This is a genomic window from Kitasatospora sp. NPDC058492 (assembly GCF_042720685.1).
Taxonomy (GTDB): Bacteria; Actinomycetota; Actinomycetes; order Streptomycetales; family Streptomycetaceae; genus Kitasatospora.
Genome location: NZ_JBHXMU010000085.1, coordinates 12,320 through 33,299 on the forward strand (window position 1 = coordinate 12,320; position 20,980 = coordinate 33,299).

General features: G+C 71.6%; 15 protein-coding genes. 12 read left to right on the top strand and 3 right to left on the bottom strand.

The window, feature by feature from the left end; translation table 11 throughout:
* Positions 1 to 71: 71 nt before the first annotated feature.
* The 3 genes from mycP to ACFWPI_RS35710 all read left to right on the top strand — a co-directional run bounded on the left by mycP (position 72) and on the right by ACFWPI_RS35710 (position 3,321).
* Positions 72 to 1,304 carry a type VII secretion-associated serine protease mycosin gene (gene mycP / locus ACFWPI_RS35700; protein ID WP_380378408.1) on the top strand — a complete coding sequence of 411 codons (1,233 nt, stop codon included), beginning with the start codon at positions 72 to 74 and terminating at the stop codon, positions 1,302 to 1,304.
* A 129-nt stretch (positions 1,305 to 1,433) separates the two neighbouring features.
* Positions 1,434 to 1,976 (top strand): SigE family RNA polymerase sigma factor, encoded by a 543-nt coding sequence (locus tag ACFWPI_RS35705; RefSeq protein WP_363376701.1) that lies wholly within the window; start codon positions 1,434 to 1,436, stop codon positions 1,974 to 1,976.
* 67 nt (positions 1,977 to 2,043) lie between these two features.
* A complete protein-coding gene (locus tag ACFWPI_RS35710) occupies positions 2,044 to 3,321 on the top strand; it encodes a hypothetical protein (RefSeq protein WP_380425284.1) in 1,278 nt (425 codons plus the stop codon).
* Between the two features lie 70 nt (positions 3,322 to 3,391).
* Here the strand turns inward: ACFWPI_RS35710 and ACFWPI_RS35715 are convergent, their stop codons facing one another.
* On the bottom strand, positions 3,392 to 4,798 hold the full coding sequence (locus tag ACFWPI_RS35715; RefSeq protein WP_063347610.1) for an APC family permease: 1,407 nt from the start codon (positions 4,796 to 4,798) through the stop codon (positions 3,392 to 3,394).
* Positions 4,799 to 5,279: 481 nt separating this feature from the next.
* On the bottom strand, positions 5,280 to 9,224 hold the full coding sequence (eccCa, locus tag ACFWPI_RS35720) for a type VII secretion protein EccCa (protein ID WP_380378412.1): 3,945 nt from the start codon (positions 9,222 to 9,224) through the stop codon (positions 5,280 to 5,282).
* 367 nt (positions 9,225 to 9,591) lie between these two features.
* On the opposite strand from eccCa, the gene eccD reads away from it, so the two are divergent.
* From eccD to ACFWPI_RS35765, 9 genes are all read left to right on the top strand, one after another.
* A complete protein-coding gene (eccD, locus tag ACFWPI_RS35725) occupies positions 9,592 to 11,049 on the top strand; it encodes a type VII secretion integral membrane protein EccD (protein WP_380378414.1) in 1,458 nt (485 codons plus the stop codon).
* A 210-nt stretch (positions 11,050 to 11,259) separates the two neighbouring features.
* Positions 11,260 to 11,550 carry a 30S ribosomal protein S15 gene (gene rpsO, locus ACFWPI_RS35730; protein ID WP_063347607.1) on the top strand — a complete coding sequence of 97 codons (291 nt, stop codon included), beginning with the start codon at positions 11,260 to 11,262 and terminating at the stop codon, positions 11,548 to 11,550.
* 456 nt (positions 11,551 to 12,006) lie between these two features.
* A complete protein-coding gene (locus ACFWPI_RS35735) occupies positions 12,007 to 14,214 on the top strand; it encodes a polyribonucleotide nucleotidyltransferase (RefSeq protein ID WP_063347606.1) in 2,208 nt (735 codons plus the stop codon).
* 114 nt (positions 14,215 to 14,328) lie between these two features.
* The gene (locus ACFWPI_RS35740) at positions 14,329 to 15,681 is read left to right on the top strand and encodes a pitrilysin family protein (RefSeq protein WP_350887436.1); all 1,353 of its coding nucleotides are present in this window, start codon (positions 14,329 to 14,331) and stop codon (positions 15,679 to 15,681) included.
* A gap of 14 nt (positions 15,682 to 15,695) precedes the next feature.
* Positions 15,696 to 16,442, top strand: a complete 747-nt coding sequence (dapB, locus tag ACFWPI_RS35745; RefSeq protein ID WP_380378417.1) for a 4-hydroxy-tetrahydrodipicolinate reductase — start codon at positions 15,696 to 15,698, stop codon at positions 16,440 to 16,442.
* A gap of 7 nt (positions 16,443 to 16,449) precedes the next feature.
* On the top strand, positions 16,450 to 16,908 hold the full coding sequence (locus ACFWPI_RS35750; protein WP_063347604.1) for a tetratricopeptide repeat protein: 459 nt from the start codon (positions 16,450 to 16,452) through the stop codon (positions 16,906 to 16,908).
* A complete protein-coding gene (gene thyX / locus ACFWPI_RS35755) occupies positions 16,905 to 17,636 on the top strand; it encodes an FAD-dependent thymidylate synthase (protein WP_063347603.1) in 732 nt (243 codons plus the stop codon). Before ACFWPI_RS35750 ends, thyX begins: the two co-directional genes overlap by 4 nt.
* A 228-nt stretch (positions 17,637 to 17,864) precedes the next feature.
* Positions 17,865 to 18,764, top strand: coding sequence for a 4-hydroxy-tetrahydrodipicolinate synthase (dapA, locus tag ACFWPI_RS35760; RefSeq protein ID WP_063347602.1), 900 nt, complete (start codon positions 17,865 to 17,867; stop codon positions 18,762 to 18,764).
* Between the two features lie 171 nt (positions 18,765 to 18,935).
* Positions 18,936 to 20,621 (top strand): ribonuclease J, encoded by a 1,686-nt coding sequence (locus ACFWPI_RS35765; protein ID WP_380378420.1) that lies wholly within the window; start codon positions 18,936 to 18,938, stop codon positions 20,619 to 20,621.
* 168 nt (positions 20,622 to 20,789) lie between these two features.
* Here ACFWPI_RS35765 and ACFWPI_RS35770 read toward each other — a convergent pair.
* The coding region (locus tag ACFWPI_RS35770) for a hypothetical protein (RefSeq protein ID WP_380378422.1) at positions 20,790 to 20,980 on the bottom strand (191 nt) is incomplete at its 5' end.

Below are 20,980 nucleotides of genomic sequence, written 5' to 3' on the forward strand. Positions count from 1 at the left end.
GGCGGGTGCTCGGACTCCGGGCACCCGCCCTTCGGCGCGCGGCACGGGTGGACGACATGAGGGGTGGCAGGGTGTCCGGACGCGGGTACCGGAAGGCGGCCGCGGCACTGGCCGCGCTCGCCGTGCTGGGTGGCCCGCTCGCCGCCCCGGCGCGCGCGGACAGCGGACCCGGGCTGGCCGCCGCGGGCGACTGCCCGAAGAACGCGCCCGACGTGCCGACCGTGCCGTGGTCGCTGCAGCGCCTGCTGCTGGACGAGCTGTGGCAGGGCGGTCGGACCACCGGCGCGGGGGTGACCGTCGCGGTCATCGACACCGGCGTGGACGACCAGAACCCGCAGCTGGCCGGCAAGGTTCTGGAGGGCTCCAACCTGGTGGTCAACCGGGAGACCAAGGAGAAGGTCCCGGGCAGCTCCAAGGAGGACCCGGTCGGCCACGGCACCAAGGTGGCCGGCATCATCGCCGCCCGCCGCTACGACCGGACGGGCTTCGTCGGGCTCGCCCCCGACGCCGCCGTCCTGTCGATCCGCCAGAACGACAGCGACGGCAACGGCGACGTCTCCACCCTGGTCCAGGCCGTCAACGAGGCGGTCAGGGCCAAGGCCAAGGTCATCAACATCTCCCAGGACGTCCGCGGCGCCGGCGCCGCCGGCTTCGGCGGGTACCAGGAGCTGAAGGCCGCCGTCCAGGCCGCCGAGGACAGCGGCGTCGTGGTGGTCGCCTCCACCGGCAACGACGGCAAGGAGGGCGACACCTACCCCGGCGCGTTCCCGACCGTGCTCGCCGTCGGCGCCTCCGACCGCAACAACGAGCGCGCCCCGTTCTCCCAGTACGGCTCCTTCGTGAAGGTCGCCGCACCCGGCGTCGACATGCTCTCCACCGTCCCCAGGGGCGGCCAGTGCGTCGACAACGGCACCAGCTTCTCCGCCCCGTACGTGTCCGGGCTCGTCGCGCTGCTGGTCGGCGCCCACCCGAACTGGAAGCCGGCCCAGGTGCGGGCCTGGATCGAGCAGACCGCCCAGCGCACCCAGCGCGATCCGAACCAGTTCATCGGCTGGGGCGTGGTCGACCCGGTCAGGGCCGTCACCAAGGCCCCCGAGAGCGCGCCGTTCACCGCCACCCCGGACGCCCCCGTCCAACTGGCCGCCGCCCCGATCGTGCCCCGGCCGGTCGGCCTCGGCGAGACCCAGGCCGACCGCGACGGCCGCACCGCGACGTACGTCCTCGGCATCGGGGCGCTGCTGGTCGCGCTGCTCATCGGCGGCGGCGTCGTCCTGCGCGACCTGCGCCGCAGGTCCGCGGACTGATCCGGGTACGCAGCACCTGCCCGGTGCCCGGGGAGTGCGTAGGAGAATCCTCCGCAACGGCTGTAACGTCGTGGGTCGCTCGCCGCATCCAAGAAGTGTCAGGGAGCGCGGACACGGGGGGCGGCAGGCATGGGGTGGATCGGGGCGGGCCGGGAGGCCGAGGACGCCGAGTTCCTGGAACTGGTGTCCGGCCGAACCGGCCACCTGTACCGCTCGGCCTGCCTGCTGACCAGCGGCGACACCCACTACGCCGAGGACCTCGTCCAGGAGGCCCTCAGCCGGATGTACGTGCTCTGGCGGCGCAGCGCCTGGACCGGCGGCCGGGACCGGATCGACAACCCGGCCGCCTACACCCACACGGTGATGGTGCGCACCTTCCTCGCCCAGCAGCGCCGCCGCTCCAGCACCGAGCGCCCCATCGCGGCCGTGCCCGAGTCGGAGGCGCGGGAGGCGGACGGCGCGCTGCGGATGACCCTGCTCGACGCCCTCGGCCGGATGCCGCCCAAGGACCGCGCCGTCCTGGTGCTGCGCTACTGGGAGGACCGCAGCGTCGCGGAGACCGCCGAGATGCTGCGCTCCTCCCCGGGGGCGGTCCGCACCCGTACCACCCGCGCGCTGGCCCGGCTGCGCACCCTGCTCGGCGACTCGCTGGCCGAGCTCGCCGCCCGCTGACCACTGCTCGTAGTCCGTGACGCTCCCCGTGACGCAATTTCGTGATGCAAGGAGACGGTGACCACCCATGTCCGAACCGGACAAGTTCGAGGACGATCTTCTCTACGCCCTCACCCGTACGGGCGAGGGCTTCCGCACCGAGCCGTCCGACCTGCTCGCGGGCGGGTACCGGCGCGGCCGCCGCCGCTGGCGCCGCCGCTCGACCGCCGCGGTGGTGGGCGGCGCTGCCGCGCTGGCCCTGGTGGGCACAGGTGCGGTGTACCTCACCGGCTCCTCGCCGCGCCCGAGTACGGTGCCCGCGGCCGCCCCGAGCACCGCCGGCGGCAGCGGCTCGGCGGCCCCGGCCTCCTCGGCGTCCGCCTCCGCCTCGGCGCCGCCGGCGGTCTCCGGCGACGAGGTGCTGGCGATGTTCCAGGCCCTGCTCCCCAAGGGCGAGACCACCGGCGGCACCGGCACCGGCACGGGGGCCGAGCCGGGCCGGCCGTACGGCGGCGGCATCGCCGCGACCGCCTCGCTGGTCTTCGACGACGGCAAGGGCAAGTCCGCGATGGGCATCTCGCTCGGCCGCCTGGCGGACGGCGACCCGAACCGGGCGGAGAACGACTGCCCGGACAAGAAGCTCGTCCAGTACGACGCCTGCAGTGCCACCACCCTGCCGGACGGCGGCACGCTGACCGTCCTCCAGGGCTACGAGTACCCGGACAAGCGGGCCACCACCAAGTGGTGGAACGCCAAGCTGATCGGCAAGGACGGCCGCCAGGTCGAGCTGTCCGAGTGGAACTCCCCGGCGGAGAAGGGCTCGCCGGACAGCCGCCCGAAGCCCCCGCTGACCCCCGAGCAGCTCAAGGCGATCGTCACGGACAAGTCCTGGGACCGGGTCATCGCCTCGATCCCGGACCCGGTGCCGGTCAAGCCGCGGGACAGCGGCAAGGAGTACGACAAGGACGAGATCCTGGCGATCGTCGCCAAGCTGCTGCCGGCAGGGCTGACCGAGACGGAGACCGGGGGCCAGCCGGGCTACGCGAACTTCGTGGTCGACGACGGCAAGGGCAAGTCCCTGGTGGAGATCAACGTGCAGGACTGGTCCCGTGACGACAAGACCAAGGAGGAGTTGTTCGGCAGTGCCCAGGCGCAGCCGGACGGCACCAGGGTGGTGGTCGGCAAGCGGGGTTCCAACCCGGGCATGTGGACCGTCGACACCCTGCACGCGGACGGCCTGCGGGTGGTGATCAGCGCGTTCAACAGCGGCACCCAGCAGACCCCGGCGACCCGCAGCACCCCGGCGCTGAGCACCGACCAGCTGAAGGCGATCGCCACCGCGTCGGTGTGGAAGCTGAGGAAGTAGCGGTCCGGACGTGGCAGTGCCCCGGGCGAGGGGGAGCCCGGGGCACTGCCGTGTGGGGGAGGGGTGGGGGTCAGGGCTGCTGGTCCTCGGGGAGGCTGATCACCCAGCGGGTGTCCTGGCGGGGGCGCAGGTAGAACAGCCAGTAGAGGGTGGCGGCGGCGGTGATGCCGCCGGTCCACAGCAGGGGTTCGGTGTCCAGCTGGGTCATCACGTAGACGAGGACGGCGATCAGCACCACCGGGACGGCCGGCCACAGCGGCATCCGCCAGGCGGCGGCGTGCTTGTGGTGGGCGCGGCGGGAGAGCAGCGCGGCGATCGCGACCAGCAGGTACATCCCGGTGACGGCGACGCCGGTGATGTTGCTGAGCAGCGCGCCCTTGACGAAGCAGAGCGCGGCGCCGGGCAGGCCGACGGCCAGGGTGGCGACCCACGGGGAGCCGAACCGGCCGAGGGTTCCGAAGGCCTTGTTGACCGGCTCGGGCCAGGCCTTGTCGCGGGCGGAGGCGAACAGGACCCGGGAGTTCTGGATGACCATGACGATGCCGGCGTTGATGATCGCCAGCGCGACGCAGAGGCTGATGAAGGTGCCGACCGCGGAGTTGCTCCAGGCGGTGACCATGCCGGAGATGTCGCCGGAGCTCAGGGTCTGCAGGTCGGGGGCGCCCATGGTGATGGCGACGACCGGGACCAGGATGACGGCGGAGGAGATGCCGAGCGTCCACAGCACGGTGCGCGAGACGTTGCGGCGGGGGTTCTCCAGCTCCTCGGAGAGGTAGACGGCGGTGGAGAAGCCCTGGGTGATGAACAGGGCGATGCCGAGCGCGCCGACGATGGCGCCGATGCTCACCGTGGTGGTGGCGCCGCCGTCCCCGGTGACCACGCCGTGCAGCAGGCTGGGGGCGTCGGCGTTGGCGTGGGAGAACCCGAGCACCGAGACGACGCCGGCCGCGATGACCTCCAGGACCAGGAAGACGCCGGTGATCCAGGCGTTGGCGCGCAGGTCGAGCAGGCCGGCCAGGGTGGCGGCGAGCATCACGGCGGCGCCGGTCATGGCCTTGTCGAGGTGCAGCACGGGGGCGAGGTAGTCGGCGGTGCCGAGGGCGATGACCGAGGGGACGATCATCACCACGATCAGCGAGAGCACGAAGACCAGCCAGCCGGCCAGCCGCCCGGCGAGGGTGCCGACCATCGCGTACTCGCCGCCGGCGCTGGGGATCAGGGTGCCGAGCTCGGAGTAACAGAACGCGACGGCGACGCACAGTACGGTGCCGATGGCGATGGCCAGGGCGGTGGCGCTGCCGATGCTGGAGAACAGCTCCGGGACGATCACGAAGAGCGTGGAGGCCGGGGTGACGCAGGACAGTGTGAGCAGGGTGCCGCCCACCACGCCGATCGAGCGCTTGAGTTGCTGGGGCGCGGCGGCGGTGTCGGCCGTCGCGGGGGTCGCGGCGCGTGGCGGGCGAAGCGTGTCGGTCATGTGGCTTCCGATCGGCTCTGTTCGGTCCTGTGGGTGGGAGCGGTATCGCCTCCGCTGGCTGTCTGCTCGGGTTCTGGTGGGGTCGCTCCTGGGTCGCAATGGAACCTGGGCGTATTGATTGCGTCAATGGCCGAAATGCTTCGGAATCCGTTGCGCGGAAGGGTATGGACATGCGATCCGATGATCACGTACGGTCATTGCGAGCTTTGCCCGACTTGTTACCTCTGCCACATTGCAACTGAATCCAAGGTGAACAGAGTGTTGCAAGCCGCCTTTCAAAGGTGTCCGTGGAGTCGGACGGCGATACGCCCAGGCGTCCCTTTGCGCGGCCGCAACCCCCGGACGGGGTGCGGGAACCGCAGCCCCGCCCCGGAAAGATCTAGGTAACGTTTCGACACCTGGGACGCGGAAGGGGCCGGGCTCCCGCGAGCCCGACCCATCGATCACTGTCCGTAGCCGCCGGCGCGGTGCGCCGGCGCCTTCACACCAGCGGCAGCCAGCCCGTCTGGACCATCTGCCCACCGGTCGCCCGGCGCGACACGTACACCCCGCGCCCCGGCGGCAGCGGCATCGGCTTGACCGTCCCCAGCAGCGCGCCCTCGTCCCGGTTGCCGGAGAGGATCACGCCCTGCCCGCCCAGCTCGCGCATCCGCTGCAGCACCGGCTCGTACAGCGAGCGGCCGGCGCCGCCCGCGCTGCGGGCCACGATCACCCGCAGGCCGATGTCCCGGGCGAACGGCAGGAACTCCGCCAGCGGCGCCAGCGGGTTGCCCGAGCTCGTCGCGACCAGCTCGTAGTCGTCCACGACCACGAACATGTCCTTGCCGCTGTACCAGCTGCGGTTGCGCAGCTGCTCGGCGGTGACGTCCGGGCCGGGCAGGCGGCGCGCGCAGGCCCCGCGCAGCATGTCCACGATGGTCGCCATGGCCGGCTGCGCGGCCGCGTACTCCACCAGGTACTCCGGCGGCACGGTGCCCAGCAGCGCGCGCCGGTAGTCGCCGACCACGATGCCCGCCTGGTCCGGGGTGTACCGCTCGGTGATCTGCTTGATCAGCATCCGCAGCAGCGCCGACTTCCCCGACTCGGTGTCGCCGAAGACGATGAACAGCGGGTCGGTCTCGAAGTTCACGAAGGCCGGTGCCAGCTCGGCCTCGTCCACGCCGAAGGCGATCCCGCGCTCCGGGCGCTCGGAGCTCTTCGGCAGCGAGTTCCCGTCCAGGACGGCCGGCAGCATCCGCACCTGCGGCGCGCGCGGGCCGCTCCAGGCCCCGTCGACGGCGGCGACCAGGCCGGCCACCCCGTGCTGGAGGTCGTCCACCGCGCAGGAGCCGTCCAGCCGCGGCAGGCCGGACAGGAAGTGCAGCCGCTCCGGGGTGATGCCGCGCCCGGCCAGCGACGGGACGTTCTGCGCCACCCGGCGGTCCACCTCGGACTCCATCGGGTCGCCGAGCTTCAGCTCGGTCCGGTTCTGCAGCAGGTCCTTCAGCGCCGGGCGCACCTCGGCGTACCGGGCCGCGGTGATGACCAGGTGGACGCCGTAGCCGAGGCCGCGCTGGGCGATGTCGCCGATCACCGCCTCCAGCACCTCGAACTCCTGCTTGAAGGTGTTCCAGCCGTCGATCACCAGGAACACGTCGCCGAACGCCTCGTCCGGCAGCTGCCCGGCCGCCCGGCGGGCCCGGTAGGTGCCGATGGTGTCGATCCCGGCGGCCCGGAACAGCTCCTCGCGCCGGTTCAGCACCCCGTGCACCTCGGAGACCATCCGGCGCACCTTGTCGACGTCCAGGCGCCCGGCCACCCCGCCGACGTGCGGCAGCCCGGCCAGCGACTGGAAGCTGCCCGCGCCGAAGTCCAGCAGGTAGAACTGCACCTCCCGCGGGGTGTGGGTGAGCGCGAACGAGGCCACCGTGGTGCGCACCACCGTCGACTTGCCCGAGCGCGGGCCGCCCACGACCAGGCCGTGGCCGGCCGCCCCCGCGTAGTCGACCTCCAGGACGTCGGTCTTCTGCTCGCGCGGCTTGTCCACGATGCCGATCGGCACCCGCAGCCGGCCCGCCGGGAAGCCGGGCGCGGTCAGCCCGCGCTCCGGCACCACCTGGAGCGGCGGCAGCAGGTGGTCCATGCTCGGCGCCTCCTCCAGCGGCGGCAGCCACACCTGGTGCGCGGCCGGGCCCTGGCCCGTCATCCGCTGCACGAACACGTCCAGCACGGTGTCGACCAGCGCGTCGTCCTGCTCCGGGGCGAGCGGCGCCTCCTCCTCCACCGCCGGCTCCGGCGGCTCCACCCGGGCCGCGGTGAACAGCACCGGGCGGGCGTTCACCCGCCGCCCGCCGGTCGACCGCTGCTGCCCCGGCGCCCGGTAGGGCCCCGAGACGTACGCGGCCTGGAACCGGTCCATCACGTCCTCGCCGAACTTGAGGTACCCGACGCCCGGCACCGGCGGCAGGTGGTAGGCGTCCGGCACCCCGATCGCCGCCCGCGACTCGGCCGCCGAGAAGGTGCGCAGACCGATCCGGTAGGAGAGGTAGGTGTCCAGGCCGCGCAGCTTGCCCTCCTCCAGACGCTGCGAGGCCAGCAGCAGGTGCACCCCCAGCGACCGGCCGATCCGGCCGATCTGGATGAACATCTCGATGAAGTCCGGCTTGGCGGTGAGCAGTTCGGAGAACTCGTCGATGATCAGCACCAGCGAGGGCAGCGGGTCCAGCGCCGCGCCGGCCGCCCGGGCCCGCTCGTACTCGTGGATGTTGGCGTAGTTGCCCGCCGAGCGCAGCAGCTCCTGGCGGCGGTGCAGTTCACCCTCGATCGCGTCGCGCATGCGGTCGACCAGGGTGAGTTCGCCCTCCAGGTTGGTGATCACCGCGGAGGTGTGCGGCATGTCCGCCATGCCGGAGAAGGTCGCGCCGCCCTTGAAGTCGGCGAGGACGAAGTTCAGGATCTCCGAGGAGTGCGTCATCGCCAGCGCCAGCACCAGGGTGCGCAGCAGCTCCGACTTGCCGGAGCCGGTCGCGCCCACGCACAGGCCGTGCGGGCCCATGCCCTCCAGCGCGGCCTCCTTGATGTCCAGGTAGACGTGCTCGCCGTTCGCGCCGACCCCGATCGGCACCCGCATCCGCTCGTGCTGGGCGCGCGGACGCCAGCTGCGCGTCACGTCGAAGGAGCCCGGGTCGCCCGAGTTCATCAGGTCGGTGAAGTCCAGGTTCGACAGCAGCGGCTCGTCGTCCCCGCCGGCCGAGAGCCGGTACGGCGCCAACTGCCGTGCCAGCGCCTCGCACTGCCAGACCGAGAGCAGGTCCGGCGTGCCGGTGTACGTCGCCCCGGAGGCCGAGCGCAGCACCAGCTCCTGCGGGCTCACCGTCACCATCAGGTGCCCGCTCGGCTCGTCCAGGTCGCCCGGCACCACCTCGATGACGGTCACCCCCTGCACGCCCTCGGGGCTCGCCAGCAGCGAGTTCGGCGGCACCCCGGCGCCGTCCATCACCACCACCAGGTGCGGCTGGTCCGGCGCGGGCGCCGCGTCCCGCACGAACCGCTGGCGGCCGGCCAGCTCGTCCTGCAACAGGAACTCCAGCTCGCCCAGGTCGGTGGCGATCAGACGGCGCGAGCCCGCGCCGTCGGCCTCCTTGCGGTGCTGGTTGTGCGGGAGCCACTTGGTCCACTCCCACTCCTCCGCCGCGCCCGGCGCCGCGGCCACCGCGACCAGCAGGTCGTCCGGCGAGTGCAGGGTGGTCAGCTGGGCGATCATCGCGCGCACGTTGCCGTACACCGAGTCCGCGTCCCCGCACACCGTGACGTGGTAGAAGGCGCGCAGCGACACCGCCAGCGGCAGGTCCTGCAAGGTGCCGTGGGCCTTCAGGAAGGAGTGCATCGCGGCCGCCGACAGCGGCTCCAGCTCGTCCATCGGCGCGGTCTGCGGCGCCACCAGCGGCGTCGACAGCTGCACCGGGCCCAGGCCCACCCGGATCTGCGCGAAGTCGCCGTCCCCGGTGCGGCGCTCCCACAGCCGCCGGCCGTCCGCCACGATCGACCACAGCTGGTCCGGCGCCGGGTTCAGGAACAGCAGTGCGCCGCGCTGGCGCTCCGCCGTGCGGCGCACCTGGCGGCGCATCTGCTGCAGGTACTTGAGGTAGTCGCGCCGCTCGTCCGCCATCGCGGTCGAACCGCCCCTGCGGGCCCGCATGATCTGCGCCAGCACCATGCCGACCGTCGAGGCGACCATCAGACCGCCCATGATCTTCATCGGGGCCGCCGCGCCCGGCGCGAAGAAGAACACCGCCGAGCCGCCCATGCCGAGCATCGGAAGGATGCTCATCAGCCAGTCCTCGCCGCCCTGCCGGGGCAGTTCGGGCGGGGTCACCAGCTCCACCGGCTCGTCCGGCACCGCCGGCGGATAGGCCCTGCCCGGGCGCTTGACCGTGATCACACCCATGTGTCATCCACCCCGCGGCGTCGATCGATCACTTCGGCATCAGCCCTCACGCAACTGGACTCGTACGGCTCGTACGGCTCGTACGGGATTCACCAGGGCGAGGACGCACCACACGGCGCCGCCCCCCGTACCGCGCGCAGGGGCCGATCCTAACGGTCGCCCCCGCACCGCCCGCCAGGCCCGCGTCCGCACCCCCCGCCGGGGGCCCGGCCCGCACCGGGGCCGGGCACGAACCGAGCGGGTAGGGTAACGCCGCGCCAACTCGCGGCCCGGCCGGGCCGGTTCCACTGCCACACCGAGCGCCGCCGTGCCGCGGCACCGTCAACAAGGGGGAGCGCCCAGTGCGTCGAAGGACCGAGGTGCGGCGATGAGCAACGCCGCCGCGACCGGCTACTGCCGGGTCACCGTCGTCGCCCCGGACCGCCGGATCGACGTCGCCCTGCCCGAGGACGTCCCGCTCGCGGACGTCTACCCCGAGGTGCTGCGCCTGGCCAACCAGAGCCGGCCCGACGGCGCTCCCACCGGCTTCCACCTGGTGCGCCGCGACGGCACCGTCCTCGACAGCGGCCTGCCGCTCGCCGCCCAGCAGGTCCGCGACGGCGACCTGCTCGCGCTGCGCCCCTTCGCCGAGTCCCTCCCGCCGGCCGTCTACGACGACGTCGCCGACGCGATCGCCAGCGCCGTCGAGACCGACCGCCGGCTCTGGAGCGCCGAACTCATGCGGGCCTTCGGCCTGATCGGCGCCGCACTGCTGCTCGTCCTGCTCGGCTTCGCGCTCTGGTTCGCCGACCTGCGCCACGACATGCACGGCCTGCCCGGCGTCCTGGCCGGCGTCACCGCCGTCGTCCTCACCGCGCTGGCCGGCGTCCGCGCCCGGGTCTACCAGGACGCCCACGCCGCGCTCGCGCTCGGCCTCGGCGCCCTGCCGCACGCCATGATCGGCGGCAGCGGCGTCCTCGCCGTCGCCCACCCGTGGGACGGCCCCGGCCGGCTCCAGTTCCTGGCCGGCTGCGTCGCCGCCTTGGTGGTCGCCGTGCTGCTGGTCGGACTGCTCCCCGAGAAGGACGCGGTGTTCGTCGCCGCCGCCCTGGTCGCGGCCGCCGGGGCGCTCGCCACCTTCGCCGCCGTCCTGCTGCCGGACACCCCCGCCGGGCACATCGCCGCCGTCACCGGCATCACCGCCGTCGCGGCCGTCGGCTTCCTGCCCGGCCTCTCCGCCCGCTTCGCCCGGCTGCCCGTCGGCTTCAGCGCCCCGGGCCAGACCCGCACCCGCAGCCGCGACCACGACGAGGAGGCCGAGCGCGCCGAGGCCGTCCAGTACGAGCGGATCGCCCACCAGGCCCGCCGCGGCCACGAGGTCCTGGTCGGCCTGGTCGGCGGCTGCGCCGCGGTCGTGGTCGGCTCCTGCGCCGTCCTCGGCTTCACCGATCGGACGTTCCCCGAGCTGCTCGCGCTCGCCCTGGGCCTGGCCACGATGCTGCGCGCCCGGCTGTTCCGCTACACCGCGCAGGTCTTCAGCCTCACCATCGCCGGGCTGCTCGGCCTGGCCCTGCTGATCATCGGCCTGTCCCTGCACACCCCGCAGTTCATCCTGCGCGCCGCCAGCTCCACCGAGGTCGACCTGCGCACCGTCTGGCTGGCGGCCTCCATCGCGTTCGGCGCGGCGCTGCTCGCCGCGATCGCGCTGGTGGTGCCCCGGCTCGGCGTCTCCCCGTTCTGGGGGCGCATCCTGGACCTGGTCGACAGCCTGACCCTGATCTCCCTCGTCCCGCTGGCACTCGCCGTCCTGGACGTCTACCGGCTGGTCCGCGGCGCCACCAGCTGACCGGCCCGGCCCGCGCCGCCTGCCCCGTTCAGCCCGTCCGGCCCGCCGACCGGCCGGGTGGGCGGCACTGGTACCCTTGGCCTTCGAGCGCAGCCGTGTGTCCGCCTCCGGTGGGTCGCAGACCGCCGGCCGCGCTCCGTCACGACACCGAGTCCTCATCAGTCCTGTGTTGTCGACCAGGACCGCTCGGTACACCCTGAAGGAGTTGCAGTGGCTCTCGCCTCTGACGTCAAGAAGCAGATCTTCGCCGAGTTCGGCCAGAAGGAGGGCGACACCGGTTCCCCCGAGGTCCAGGTGGCCATGCTCTCCCGTCGCATCGCGGACCTGACCGAGCACCTCAAGACCCACAAGCACGACCACCACTCGCGTCGTGGCCTGCTGATCCTGGTCGGCCAGCGCCGCCGCCTGCTGCAGTACCTGGCCAAGAAGGACATCGAGCGCTTCCGTACGCTCGTCGACCGCCTGGGCATCCGCCGCGGTGCCGCCGGTGGCGCCCGCTAAGACCGCCGCTCGGGGCGGCTCCCCACACCGGGGAGCCGCCCCTCGCGCGTATGCCGCGGACACCCCGAGCCGCGGCGCCCGGACATAACAACTCGCGCGTACCTCCCCAGGTGGCCGAGGATTGCACCGTAGGGTTGTGGGCATGCCCGGTGATGGCGCACCAGCGCGCCACCCGGGCAGACGAACCCGAACCCCCCGCGGGCCGAAGGCTTCAAACGGAAGCCGCCCGCATCCGAGAGAGCGTCCAGACGCGGACCGCCCGTCCCGGCCCGGCAGCCGTGAGGCGCCGGTCCTCGGTAGTGGCCCCCGGAAGCCCCGCAGACCGAGCGGAGCACCCCGGAGGCTTCGATCGAAGACCGGCCCGACTGCCGTCCTCCTTGCCAGGAGGGCCAGGGCCAGCCGGCAGGCAGCGCGGGGACGCTCTCCCGGAGACGTACGAAAGAGGAGATCTTCCAGGTGGAAGAGAACGTGTTCTACGCCGAGGCCGTGATCGACAACGGTTCCTTCGGCACCCGTACCATCCGCTTCGAGACCGGCCGTCTGGCCCGTCAGGCCGCCGGCTCCGCCGTGGCCTACCTGGACGACGACACCATGGTGCTGTCGGCCACCAGCGCGTCCAAGCAGCCGAAGGAGCACTTCGACTTCTTCCCGCTGACCGTGGACGTCGAGGAGCGCATGTACGCCGCGGGCCGCATCCCCGGCTCGTTCTTCCGTCGTGAGGGCCGGCCCTCCGAGGACGCGATCCTCACCTGCCGCCTGATCGACCGCCCGCTGCGCCCGTCCTTCGTCAAGGGCCTGCGCAACGAGGTCCAGGTCGTCTGCACCGTCATGGCGCTCAACCCCGACCACCTGTACGACGTGGTGGCCATCAACGCCGCCTCCGCGTCCACCCAGCTGGCGGGCCTGCCGTTCTCCGGCCCGATCGGCGGCGTCCGCGTCGCGCTGATCAACGGCCAGTGGGTGGCCTTCCCGACCCACAGCGAGCTGGAGTCGGCCGTCTTCGACATGGTCGTCGCCGGTCGCGTCCTGCCGGACGGCGACGTCGCGATCATGATGGTCGAGGCCGAGGCCACCGACAAGACCATCAAGCTGGTCGAGGGCGGCGCCGAGGCGCCGACCGAGGACGTCGTCGCCGCCGGTCTGGACGCCGCCAAGCCGTTCATCAAGGTGCTGTGCGCCGCCCAATCGCAGCTCGCCGCCCAGGCCGCCAAGCCGACCGGCGTGTTCCCGGTCTTCCTGGACTACCAGGACGACGTCCTCGCCGCGCTGACCGCCGCCGTCAAGGACGAGCTCGCCCAGGCCCTCACCATCCCGGGCAAGCAGGAGCGCAACAACGAGCTGGACCGCGTCAAGGCGCTGGCCGCCGAGAAGCTGCTCCCCGAGTTCGAGGGTCGCGAGAAGGAGATCAGCGCCGCCTACAACGCGCTGACCAAGAAGGTCGTCCGCGAGCGCGTCATCAAGGACAAGGTCCGCATCGACGGCCGCGGTGTCACCGACATCCGCACGCTGGCCGCCGAGGTCGAGGCCATCCCGCGCGTGCACGGCTCGGCCCTGTTCGAGCGTGGCGAGACCCAGATCCTGGGCGTCACCACCCTCAACATGCTGCGCATGGAGCAGCAGCTGGACACGCTCTCCCCGGAGACGCGTCGCCGCTACATGCACAACTACAACTTCCCGCCGTACTCGGTCGGCGAGACCGGCCGCGTGGGTGCGCCCAAGCGCCGCGAGATCGGCCACGGCGCGCTGGCGGAGCGGGCGATCATCCCCGTGCTGCCCTCGCGTGAGGACTTCCCGTACGCCATCCGCCAGGTCTCCGAGGCGCTGAGCTCCAACGGCTCCACCTCGATGGGCTCGGTCTGCGCCTCCACCATGTCGCTGCTGAACGCCGGTGTGCCGCTGAAGGCCGCCGTCGCCGGTATCGCCATGGGCCTGATCTCCCAGGAGATCGACGGTGAGACCCACTACGTCGCGCTGACCGACATCCTCGGTGCCGAGGACGCGTACGGCGACATGGACTTCAAGGTCGCCGGTACCCGCAACTTCATCACCGCCCTGCAGCTGGACACCAAGCTCAACGGCATCCCGGCGTCGGTGCTGGCCGCCGCGCTGAAGCAGGCCAAGGACGCGCGTCTGCACATCCTCGACGTGATGAACGAGGCCATCGACACGCCGGACGAGATGTCCCCGAACGCCCCGCGGATCATCACCATCAAGATCCCGGTGGACAAGATCGGTGAGGTCATCGGCCCCAAGGGCAAGATGATCAACCAGATCCAGGAGGACACCGGCGCCGAGATCACGATCGAGGACGACGGCACCATCTACATCGGTGCCGCCGACGGACCGGCCGCCGAGGCCGCCCGCACCACGATCAACCAGATCGCCAACCCGACCATGCCGGAGGTCGGCGAGCGCTACCTGGGCACCGTGGTGAAGACCACGACGTTCGGCGCGTTCGTCTCGCTCATGCCGGGCAAGGACGGCCTGCTGCACATCTCGCAGATCCGCAAGCTGGCCGGCGGCAAGCGCGTCGAGAACGTCGAGGACGTCCTCGGTGTCGGCGCCAAGGTGCAGGTCGAGATCGCCGAGATCGACCCGCGCGGCAAGCTCTCCCTCATCCCCGTCGTCGAGGGCGAGGAAGCCGGCGAGACCGCTTCCGAGTGAAGCGCCGCTAGCTGATCCTTGCGGCCCGTACGCCTCCCGGCGTGCGGGCCGCACCCTGTTGCCCCCGCGTTCGTCCAAGCGTTCCCACGCGTGTTTCCTCTGGAGGTACCCCCCGTGGCTCAGGCCCCGGCGGCGAAGCAGCGCCCCGGCTCCACCCGGACCCTGCTCAAGGGCGCCGACGGCGCCGGCACGGTGCGCCGCACCGTCCTCCCCGGCGGCCTTCGGGTCGTCACCGAGACCCTGCCGACGGTGCGCTCCGCCACCTTCGGCATCTGGGTCGGCGTCGGCTCGCGGGACGAGACCCCGCAGCTCAACGGCGCCACCCACTACCTGGAGCACCTGCTCTTCAAGGGCACCGCGCGGCGCAGCGCGCTGGACATCTCGGCTGCCCTGGACGCGGTCGGCGGTGAGATGAACGCCTTCACCGCGAAGGAGAACACCTGCTACTACGCCCGGGTCCTGGATACCGACCTGCCGCTGGCCATCGACGTGGTCTGCGACATGGTCACCGGCTCGCTGATCCGCTCCGAGGACGTCGACGCCGAGCGCGGCGTCATCCTCGAGGAGATGGCGATGGCCGAGGACGACCCGGGCGACGTGGTGCACGACCTGTTCGCCAAGGTGATCTTCGGCAGCGGCCCGCTCGGCCGCCCCATCCTGGGCACCCAGGAGACCATCAAGGTGCTCACCCGGGAGCAGATCGCCGGCTTCTACCGCCGCCGCTACCGGCCCGAGAACCTGGTCGTCTCGGCCGCCGGCAACCTCGACCACCACACGGTGGTCAAGCAGGTCGAGCAGGCCTTCGCGGCGGTGCTGGCCCGCTCCGACGCGGCCCCCGCCGAGGCCCGCCGCGGCGTCAAGGCGCTGCGCACGGCCGGCCGGGTCGAGGTGCTCAACCGCTCCACCGAGCAGGCCCACCTGGTGCTGGGCGTGCCCGGGGTGCCGCGGCACGACGAGCGCCGCTGGGCGATGGGCGTGCTCAACGCGGCCCTCGGCGGCGGGATGAGCTCCCGGCTGTTCCAGGAGGTCCGGGAGAAGCGCGGCCTGGCGTACTCGGTGTACTCGTACTCCTCGTCCTACGCGGACAGCGGCCTGTTCGGCATCTACGCCGGCTGCCAGCCCAAGCGGGTCGAGGAGGTGCTGCGGATCTGCCGCGCGGAGCTGGCCAAGGTGGTCGCCGAGGGCATCACCGAGGAGGAGCTGCGGCGCGCGATCGGCCAGATCTCCGGCTCCACCGTGCTGGGCATGGAGGACACCGGCTCGCTGATGAACCGGATCGGCAAGGCCGAGCTGAGCTACGGGCACCACCTGTCGGTGGACGAGATGCTGGCGCGGATCGCGGCCGTGACCCTGGACGACGTCCACGCGGTGGCCCGTGATGTGCTGGGCGCGTACCGGCCGTCGCTGGCGCTGATCGGACCGGTCAACGACAAGCGGGCCGCCAAGCTCGCCGATCTGCTGGTGTGAGAGGACATTTCGCTATGACGCTGCGTGTCGCCGTGATCGGTGCCAACGGCCGGATCGGCTCCGAGGCGGTCAAGGCCGTCGAGGCCGCGCCGGACCTCGAACTGGTGGCCACCCTGGGCCGCGGGTCCGAGCCGGCGGAGCTGACCGAGGCCGGCGTCCAGGTCGCCGTCGAACTCACCCACCCGGACTCGGTGATGGGCAACCTCGACTACTGCCTGCACCACGGCATCCACGTGGTCACCGGGACCACCGGCTGGACGGACGAGCGGCTGGCCACCGTCCGCGGCTGGCTCGACCAGGCCCCCGAGCTGGGCCTGCTGATCGCGCCGAACTTCTCCATCGGCGCGGTGCTCGGCATGAAGTTCGCCCAGACCGCGGCGAAGTACTTCGAGTCGGTCGAGGTGGTCGAGCTGCACCACGACCGCAAGGCCGACGCCCCCAGCGGCACCGCCACCCGCACCGCGCAGCTGATCGCGGCCGCCCGCGCCGAGGCCGGCCGCCCGCCGCAGCAGGACCCGACCACCCACAGCCTGCCCGGCGCGCGCGGCGCCGACGTGGACGGGGTGCCGGTGCACGCCGTCCGGCTGCGCGGGCTGCTCGCCCACCAGCAGGTGATGTTCGGCGACACCGGTGAGACGCTCACCATCCGGCACGACTCGCTGCACCACAGCAGCTTCATGCCGGGCATCCTGCTCGGTGTGCGCAAGGTCGTGGAGACGCCGGGGCTCACCCTGGGCCTCGAACACTTCCTGGACCTGTGAGCCCGGCATGACGTCCCGTACCGGATTCTTCGTCCTGTCCGGCGTGCTGCTGCTGGTCGCCCTCCTCTGCGTCGGGGAGGGTGTCCAGCTGGTCGCCACCGGCAAGCCGCTCGGCATCGGCATCGGCCTGTGCGCCTTCGTCATCCCGGTGATCGGCGTCTGGTTCCTGCGCCAGACCGTCCGGTTCGGCCGGGCCAGCGAGCAGCTCGCCCGGGAGCTGGAGGCCGAGGGCGGCCTGCCGGTGGACGAGCTCCAGCGCACCACCGGCGGGCGGATCGACCGGGCCTCGGCCGATGCGGTGTTCGCCCGCCGCCAGGCCGAGGCGGAGGCCGCGCCGGCCGACTGGCGGGTCTGGTTCCGCCTCGCGGTGGCGTACGCCGACGCCGGCGACACCCCGCGCGCCCGCAAGACCATGCAGCACGCCATCAAGCTGCACAGCACCGAACCCGCAAGGAGCAACGCGTGAGCGACGAACCGACGGCCCCCAGCTTCCGCAGCGACGTGACGGTCGAGCTGGTCCGCAGCGCGGCCGCCGACTCGGACGTCATCTGGGCGGCCCGCGTCTCGACCGCGGGGGAGCAGTCCCTGGAGGCGGTCCAGCAGGACCCGGAGAAGTCCAAGGGCCTGATCAACTTCCTGATGCGGGACCGGCACGGCACCCCCTTCGAGCACAACTCGATGACCTTCTTCATCAGCGCGCCGATCTTCGTGTTCCGGGAGTTCCACCGGCACCGCAGCGGCTGGTCCTACAACGAGGAGTCCGGCCGCTACCGCGAGCTGCAGCCGGTCTTCTACGTCCCGGCGGAGGAGCGCAAGCTCGTCCAGCAGGGCCGCCCGGGCCGCTACGAGTTCGTCGACGGCACCCCCGAGCAGCACAGGACCACCACCGAGGCGATGGAGGCCGCGTACCGCGAGTCCTACGCGCGCTACCAGGAGATGCTGGCGGCCGGCGTGGCCCGCGAGGTGGCCCGCGCGGTGCTGCCGGTCGGCCTGTTCTCCTCGATGTACGCGACCTGCAACTCCCGTTCGCTGATGCACTTCCTGTCGCTGCGGACCAAGCGGGAGCACTCGGCGGTGCCGTCCTTCCCGCAGCGCGAGATCGAGATGGTCGCCGAGCAGATGGAGCAGGAGTGGGCGCGGCTCATGCCGCTCACCCATGCGGCCTTCGAGAAGCACGGCCGGGTCGCTCCCTGACCTGGGACGATAGGCATATGGGCGGAGTGTCTCGCATGTCTGGATTGCGGCTTTTCTAGCCGCTCCCTACATTCATGAACACGGATTCCGGTGCTGCCCGAACCCCCGAGCGGGCAGCACCGGAATCCCATGTCACCGCCTGTTTCCGCCGCTTCGCACGGTATGCCCCTGTCCGAACACTGGACCGGTGTGGTTACCGCCCCACCGCCTACGAGTAGCTTTGGACGCATGGCTCCGACCTCCACCCCCCAGACGCCGTTCGGCCGGGTCCTGACCGCGATGGTCACCCCGTTCACCGCCGACGGCGGACTCGACCTCGACGGCGCCCAGCGCCTCGCCACACACCTCGTGGACTCCGGCAACGACGGCCTCGTCGTCAACGGCACCACCGGTGAGTCCCCGACCACCAGCGACGCCGAGAAGGCCCAGCTCGTCCGCGCCGTGGTGGAGGCGGTCGGGGATCGCGCCCACGTGGTGGCCGGCGTCGGCACCAACGACACCCACCACAGTGCCGAGCTGGCGCGACAGGCGGAGGCCGCCGGAGCCCACGGCCTGCTGGTCGTCACGCCGTACTACAGCAAGCCCCCGCAGGAGGGCCTGTACCGGCACACCGTGCACATCGCGGACACCACCGGGCTGCCGGTCATGCTCTACGACATCCCGGGCCGCAGCGGCGTCGCGCTGAGCCACGAGACGCTGGTCCGTCTCGGCGAGCACCCGCGGATCGTCGCCAACAAGGACGCCAAGGGCGACCTCGGCGCCGCCGCCTGGGCCATCGCCCGCTCCGACCTCGCCTGGTACTCCGGCGACGACATCCTCAACCTGCCGCTGCTGTCGGTCGGAGCCGCCGGAGTGGTCAGCGTCGTCGGACACGTCGTGGCCGGCGAACTGCGTGCGATGATCGAGGCGTACCTGGCCGGCGATGTGGCCAAGGCCACGGCGATCCACCAGGGCCTGCTCCCGGTGTTCAGCGGTATGTTCCGCACGCAGGGCGTCATCCTCGCCAAGGCCGCGCTGGAGCTCCAGGGACTGCCGGCCGGCCCGCTGCGGCTGCCGCTGGTCGGCGCGACTCCCGAGGAGATCGCACGATTGACGAAGGATCTCGCCGCCGGCGGGGTACACCTGTAACAGACGAAGACGTGCGCGCCCCGGCTCGCCGGACCCTCACGGGCCCGCCGCTGGACCGGACCGACGGCGCGAGAGCACCGACCCAGTAGGAAAAACGACACTGAGTACGCACGCCATATGTCTTCAGGGGGAGGACCCCGGGCATATGGCGTGCGTCGTGAGGAGAGTCTTTTGAGCCACCCGCACCCCGAACTCGGCGCACCCCCGGCCCTGAAGGAGGGCGCCCTCCGCATCACCCCGCTCGGCGGTCTCGGCGAGATCGGCCGCAACATGACGGTCTTCGAATACGGGGGCCGCATCCTGATCGTCGACTGCGGCGTCCTCTTCCCCGAGGACGAGCAGCCCGGCGTGGACCTGATCCTCCCGGACTTCACCTACATCCGGGACCGCCTCGACAAGATCGACGGCATCGTCCTCACCCACGGGCACGAGGACCACATCGGCGCCGTCCCGTTCCTCCTGCGGGAGAACCCGGACATCCCGCTGATCGGCTCCAAGCTCACCCTCGCCCTGATCGAGGCCAAGCTCGCCGAGCACCGCATCCGGCCGTACGTGCTGGAGGTCAAGGAGGGCGAGCGCGAGCGCATCGGCCCCTTCGACTGCGAGTTCATCGCGGTCAACCACTCCATCCCGGACGCCCTGGCGGTCGCCGTCCGCACCCCCGCGGGCATGGTCGTGGCCACCGGCGACTTCAAGATGGACCAGCTGCCGCTCGACGGCCGCCTGACCGACCTGCCGACCTTCGCCAAGCTGGCCGAAGAGGGCATGGACCTGCTGCTGGTGGACTCCACCAACGCCGAGGTCCCCGGCTTCATCCCGCCCGAGCGGGACATCTCGGCCGCGCTGCGGAACGTCTTCGCGAACGCCGACAAGCGCATCATCGTCGCCTCCTTCGCCAGCCACGTGCACCGCATCCAGCAGGTGCTGGACGCCGCGCACGAGTACAAGCGCAAGGTCGCCTTCGTCGGCCGCTCGATGGTCCGCAACATGGGCATCGCCCGCGACCTCGGCTACCTGAAGGTCCCCGGCAACATGGTCGTCGACGTCAAGCAGCTCGACGACCTGCCGGACAAGGACGTCGTGCTGATCTGCACCGGCTCCCAGGGCGAGCCGATGGCGGCGCTGTCCCGGATGGCCAACCGCGACCACCAGATCCGCATCGTCGAGGGCGACACCGTCGTCCTGGCCTCGTCGCTCATCCCGGGCAACGAGAACGCCGTCTACCGGGTGATCAACGGCCTCACCCGCTGGGGCGCCAAGGTCGTGCACAAGGGCAACGCCAAGGTGCACGTCTCCGGCCACGCCTCGGCCGGCGAGCTGCTGTACTTCTTCAACATCTGCAAGCCGCGCAACCTGATGCCGGTCCACGGCGAGTGGCGCCACCTGCGGGCCGCCGCCGACCTGGGCATCGCCACCGGCATTCCGCGCAACCGCGTGGTCATCGCCGAGGACGGCGTCTGCGTCGACCTGGAGAAGGGCGTCGCCCGGATCGTCGGCAAGGTGCAGGCCGGGTACGTCTACGTGGACGGCGCCTCGGTCGGCGACATCACCGAGGCCTCGCTCAAGGACCGCAGGATCCTCGGCGAGGAGGGCTTCATCTCGGTCTTCGTCGCGGTCGACTCGACCAACGGCAAGATCGTGGGCGGCCCGACCTTCCAGGCCCGCGGCTCCGGCATCGACGACAACGCGTTCGTGCCGGTCGCCGCCAAGCTCCAGGAGGCCCTGGACCGCTCGGCGAGCGACGGCGTGCTGGATCCCCGCCAGGTCCAGCAGCTGGTCCGCCGGACCGTCGGCAAGTGGGTGGCGGACAACTACCGCCGCCGGCCGATGATCCTGCCGGTCGTCGTCGAGGTCTGAGCCTCCGGCGGCTGGTTTGACGTGGGGCAGCCCGGTGCGTAATGTTCTCCGGGTTGCCCCACGGGACGGCCCCGCAGGAAGTTTCTCGAATGCGAATTCGAGAATGACCGCGGAAAACGGCCCGAGAAACTCTGATAGAGTTCGGGAGCGCCGAAAGGCGAAAGCCACTCAGGTAAATGAAACTCCGGAAAACGGAGCGGAAAACATCTGATAAGCTTGAAACACGAAAGAACGAAGCGCCCGGAGGGCCCGCTGGAAGGCGGCCCGAAGGAAGTGTCCGTTCCTTGAGAACTCAACAGCGTGCCAAAAGTCAACGCCAGATATGTTGACATCCCCGGCCTCAGATTCTTCTGGGGTTG

Coding starts and splice junctions, on each gene's coding strand:
- dapA (WP_063347602.1), top strand. CDS start 17,865: ATGGCTCCGACCTCCACCCCCCAGACGCCGTTCGGCCGGGTCCTGACC.
- ACFWPI_RS35710 (WP_380425284.1), top strand. CDS start 2,044: ATGTCCGAACCGGACAAGTTCGAGGACGATCTTCTCTACGCCCTCACC.
- dapB (WP_380378417.1), top strand. CDS start 15,696: ATGACGCTGCGTGTCGCCGTGATCGGTGCCAACGGCCGGATCGGCTCC.
- eccD (WP_380378414.1), top strand. CDS start 9,592: ATGAGCAACGCCGCCGCGACCGGCTACTGCCGGGTCACCGTCGTCGCC.
- ACFWPI_RS35705 (WP_363376701.1), top strand. CDS start 1,434: ATGGGGTGGATCGGGGCGGGCCGGGAGGCCGAGGACGCCGAGTTCCTG.
- ACFWPI_RS35750 (WP_063347604.1), top strand. CDS start 16,450: ATGACGTCCCGTACCGGATTCTTCGTCCTGTCCGGCGTGCTGCTGCTG.
- eccCa (WP_380378412.1), bottom strand. CDS start 9,224: ATGGGTGTGATCACGGTCAAGCGCCCGGGCAGGGCCTATCCGCCGGCG.
- ACFWPI_RS35715 (WP_063347610.1), bottom strand. CDS start 4,798: ATGACCGACACGCTTCGCCCGCCACGCGCCGCGACCCCCGCGACGGCC.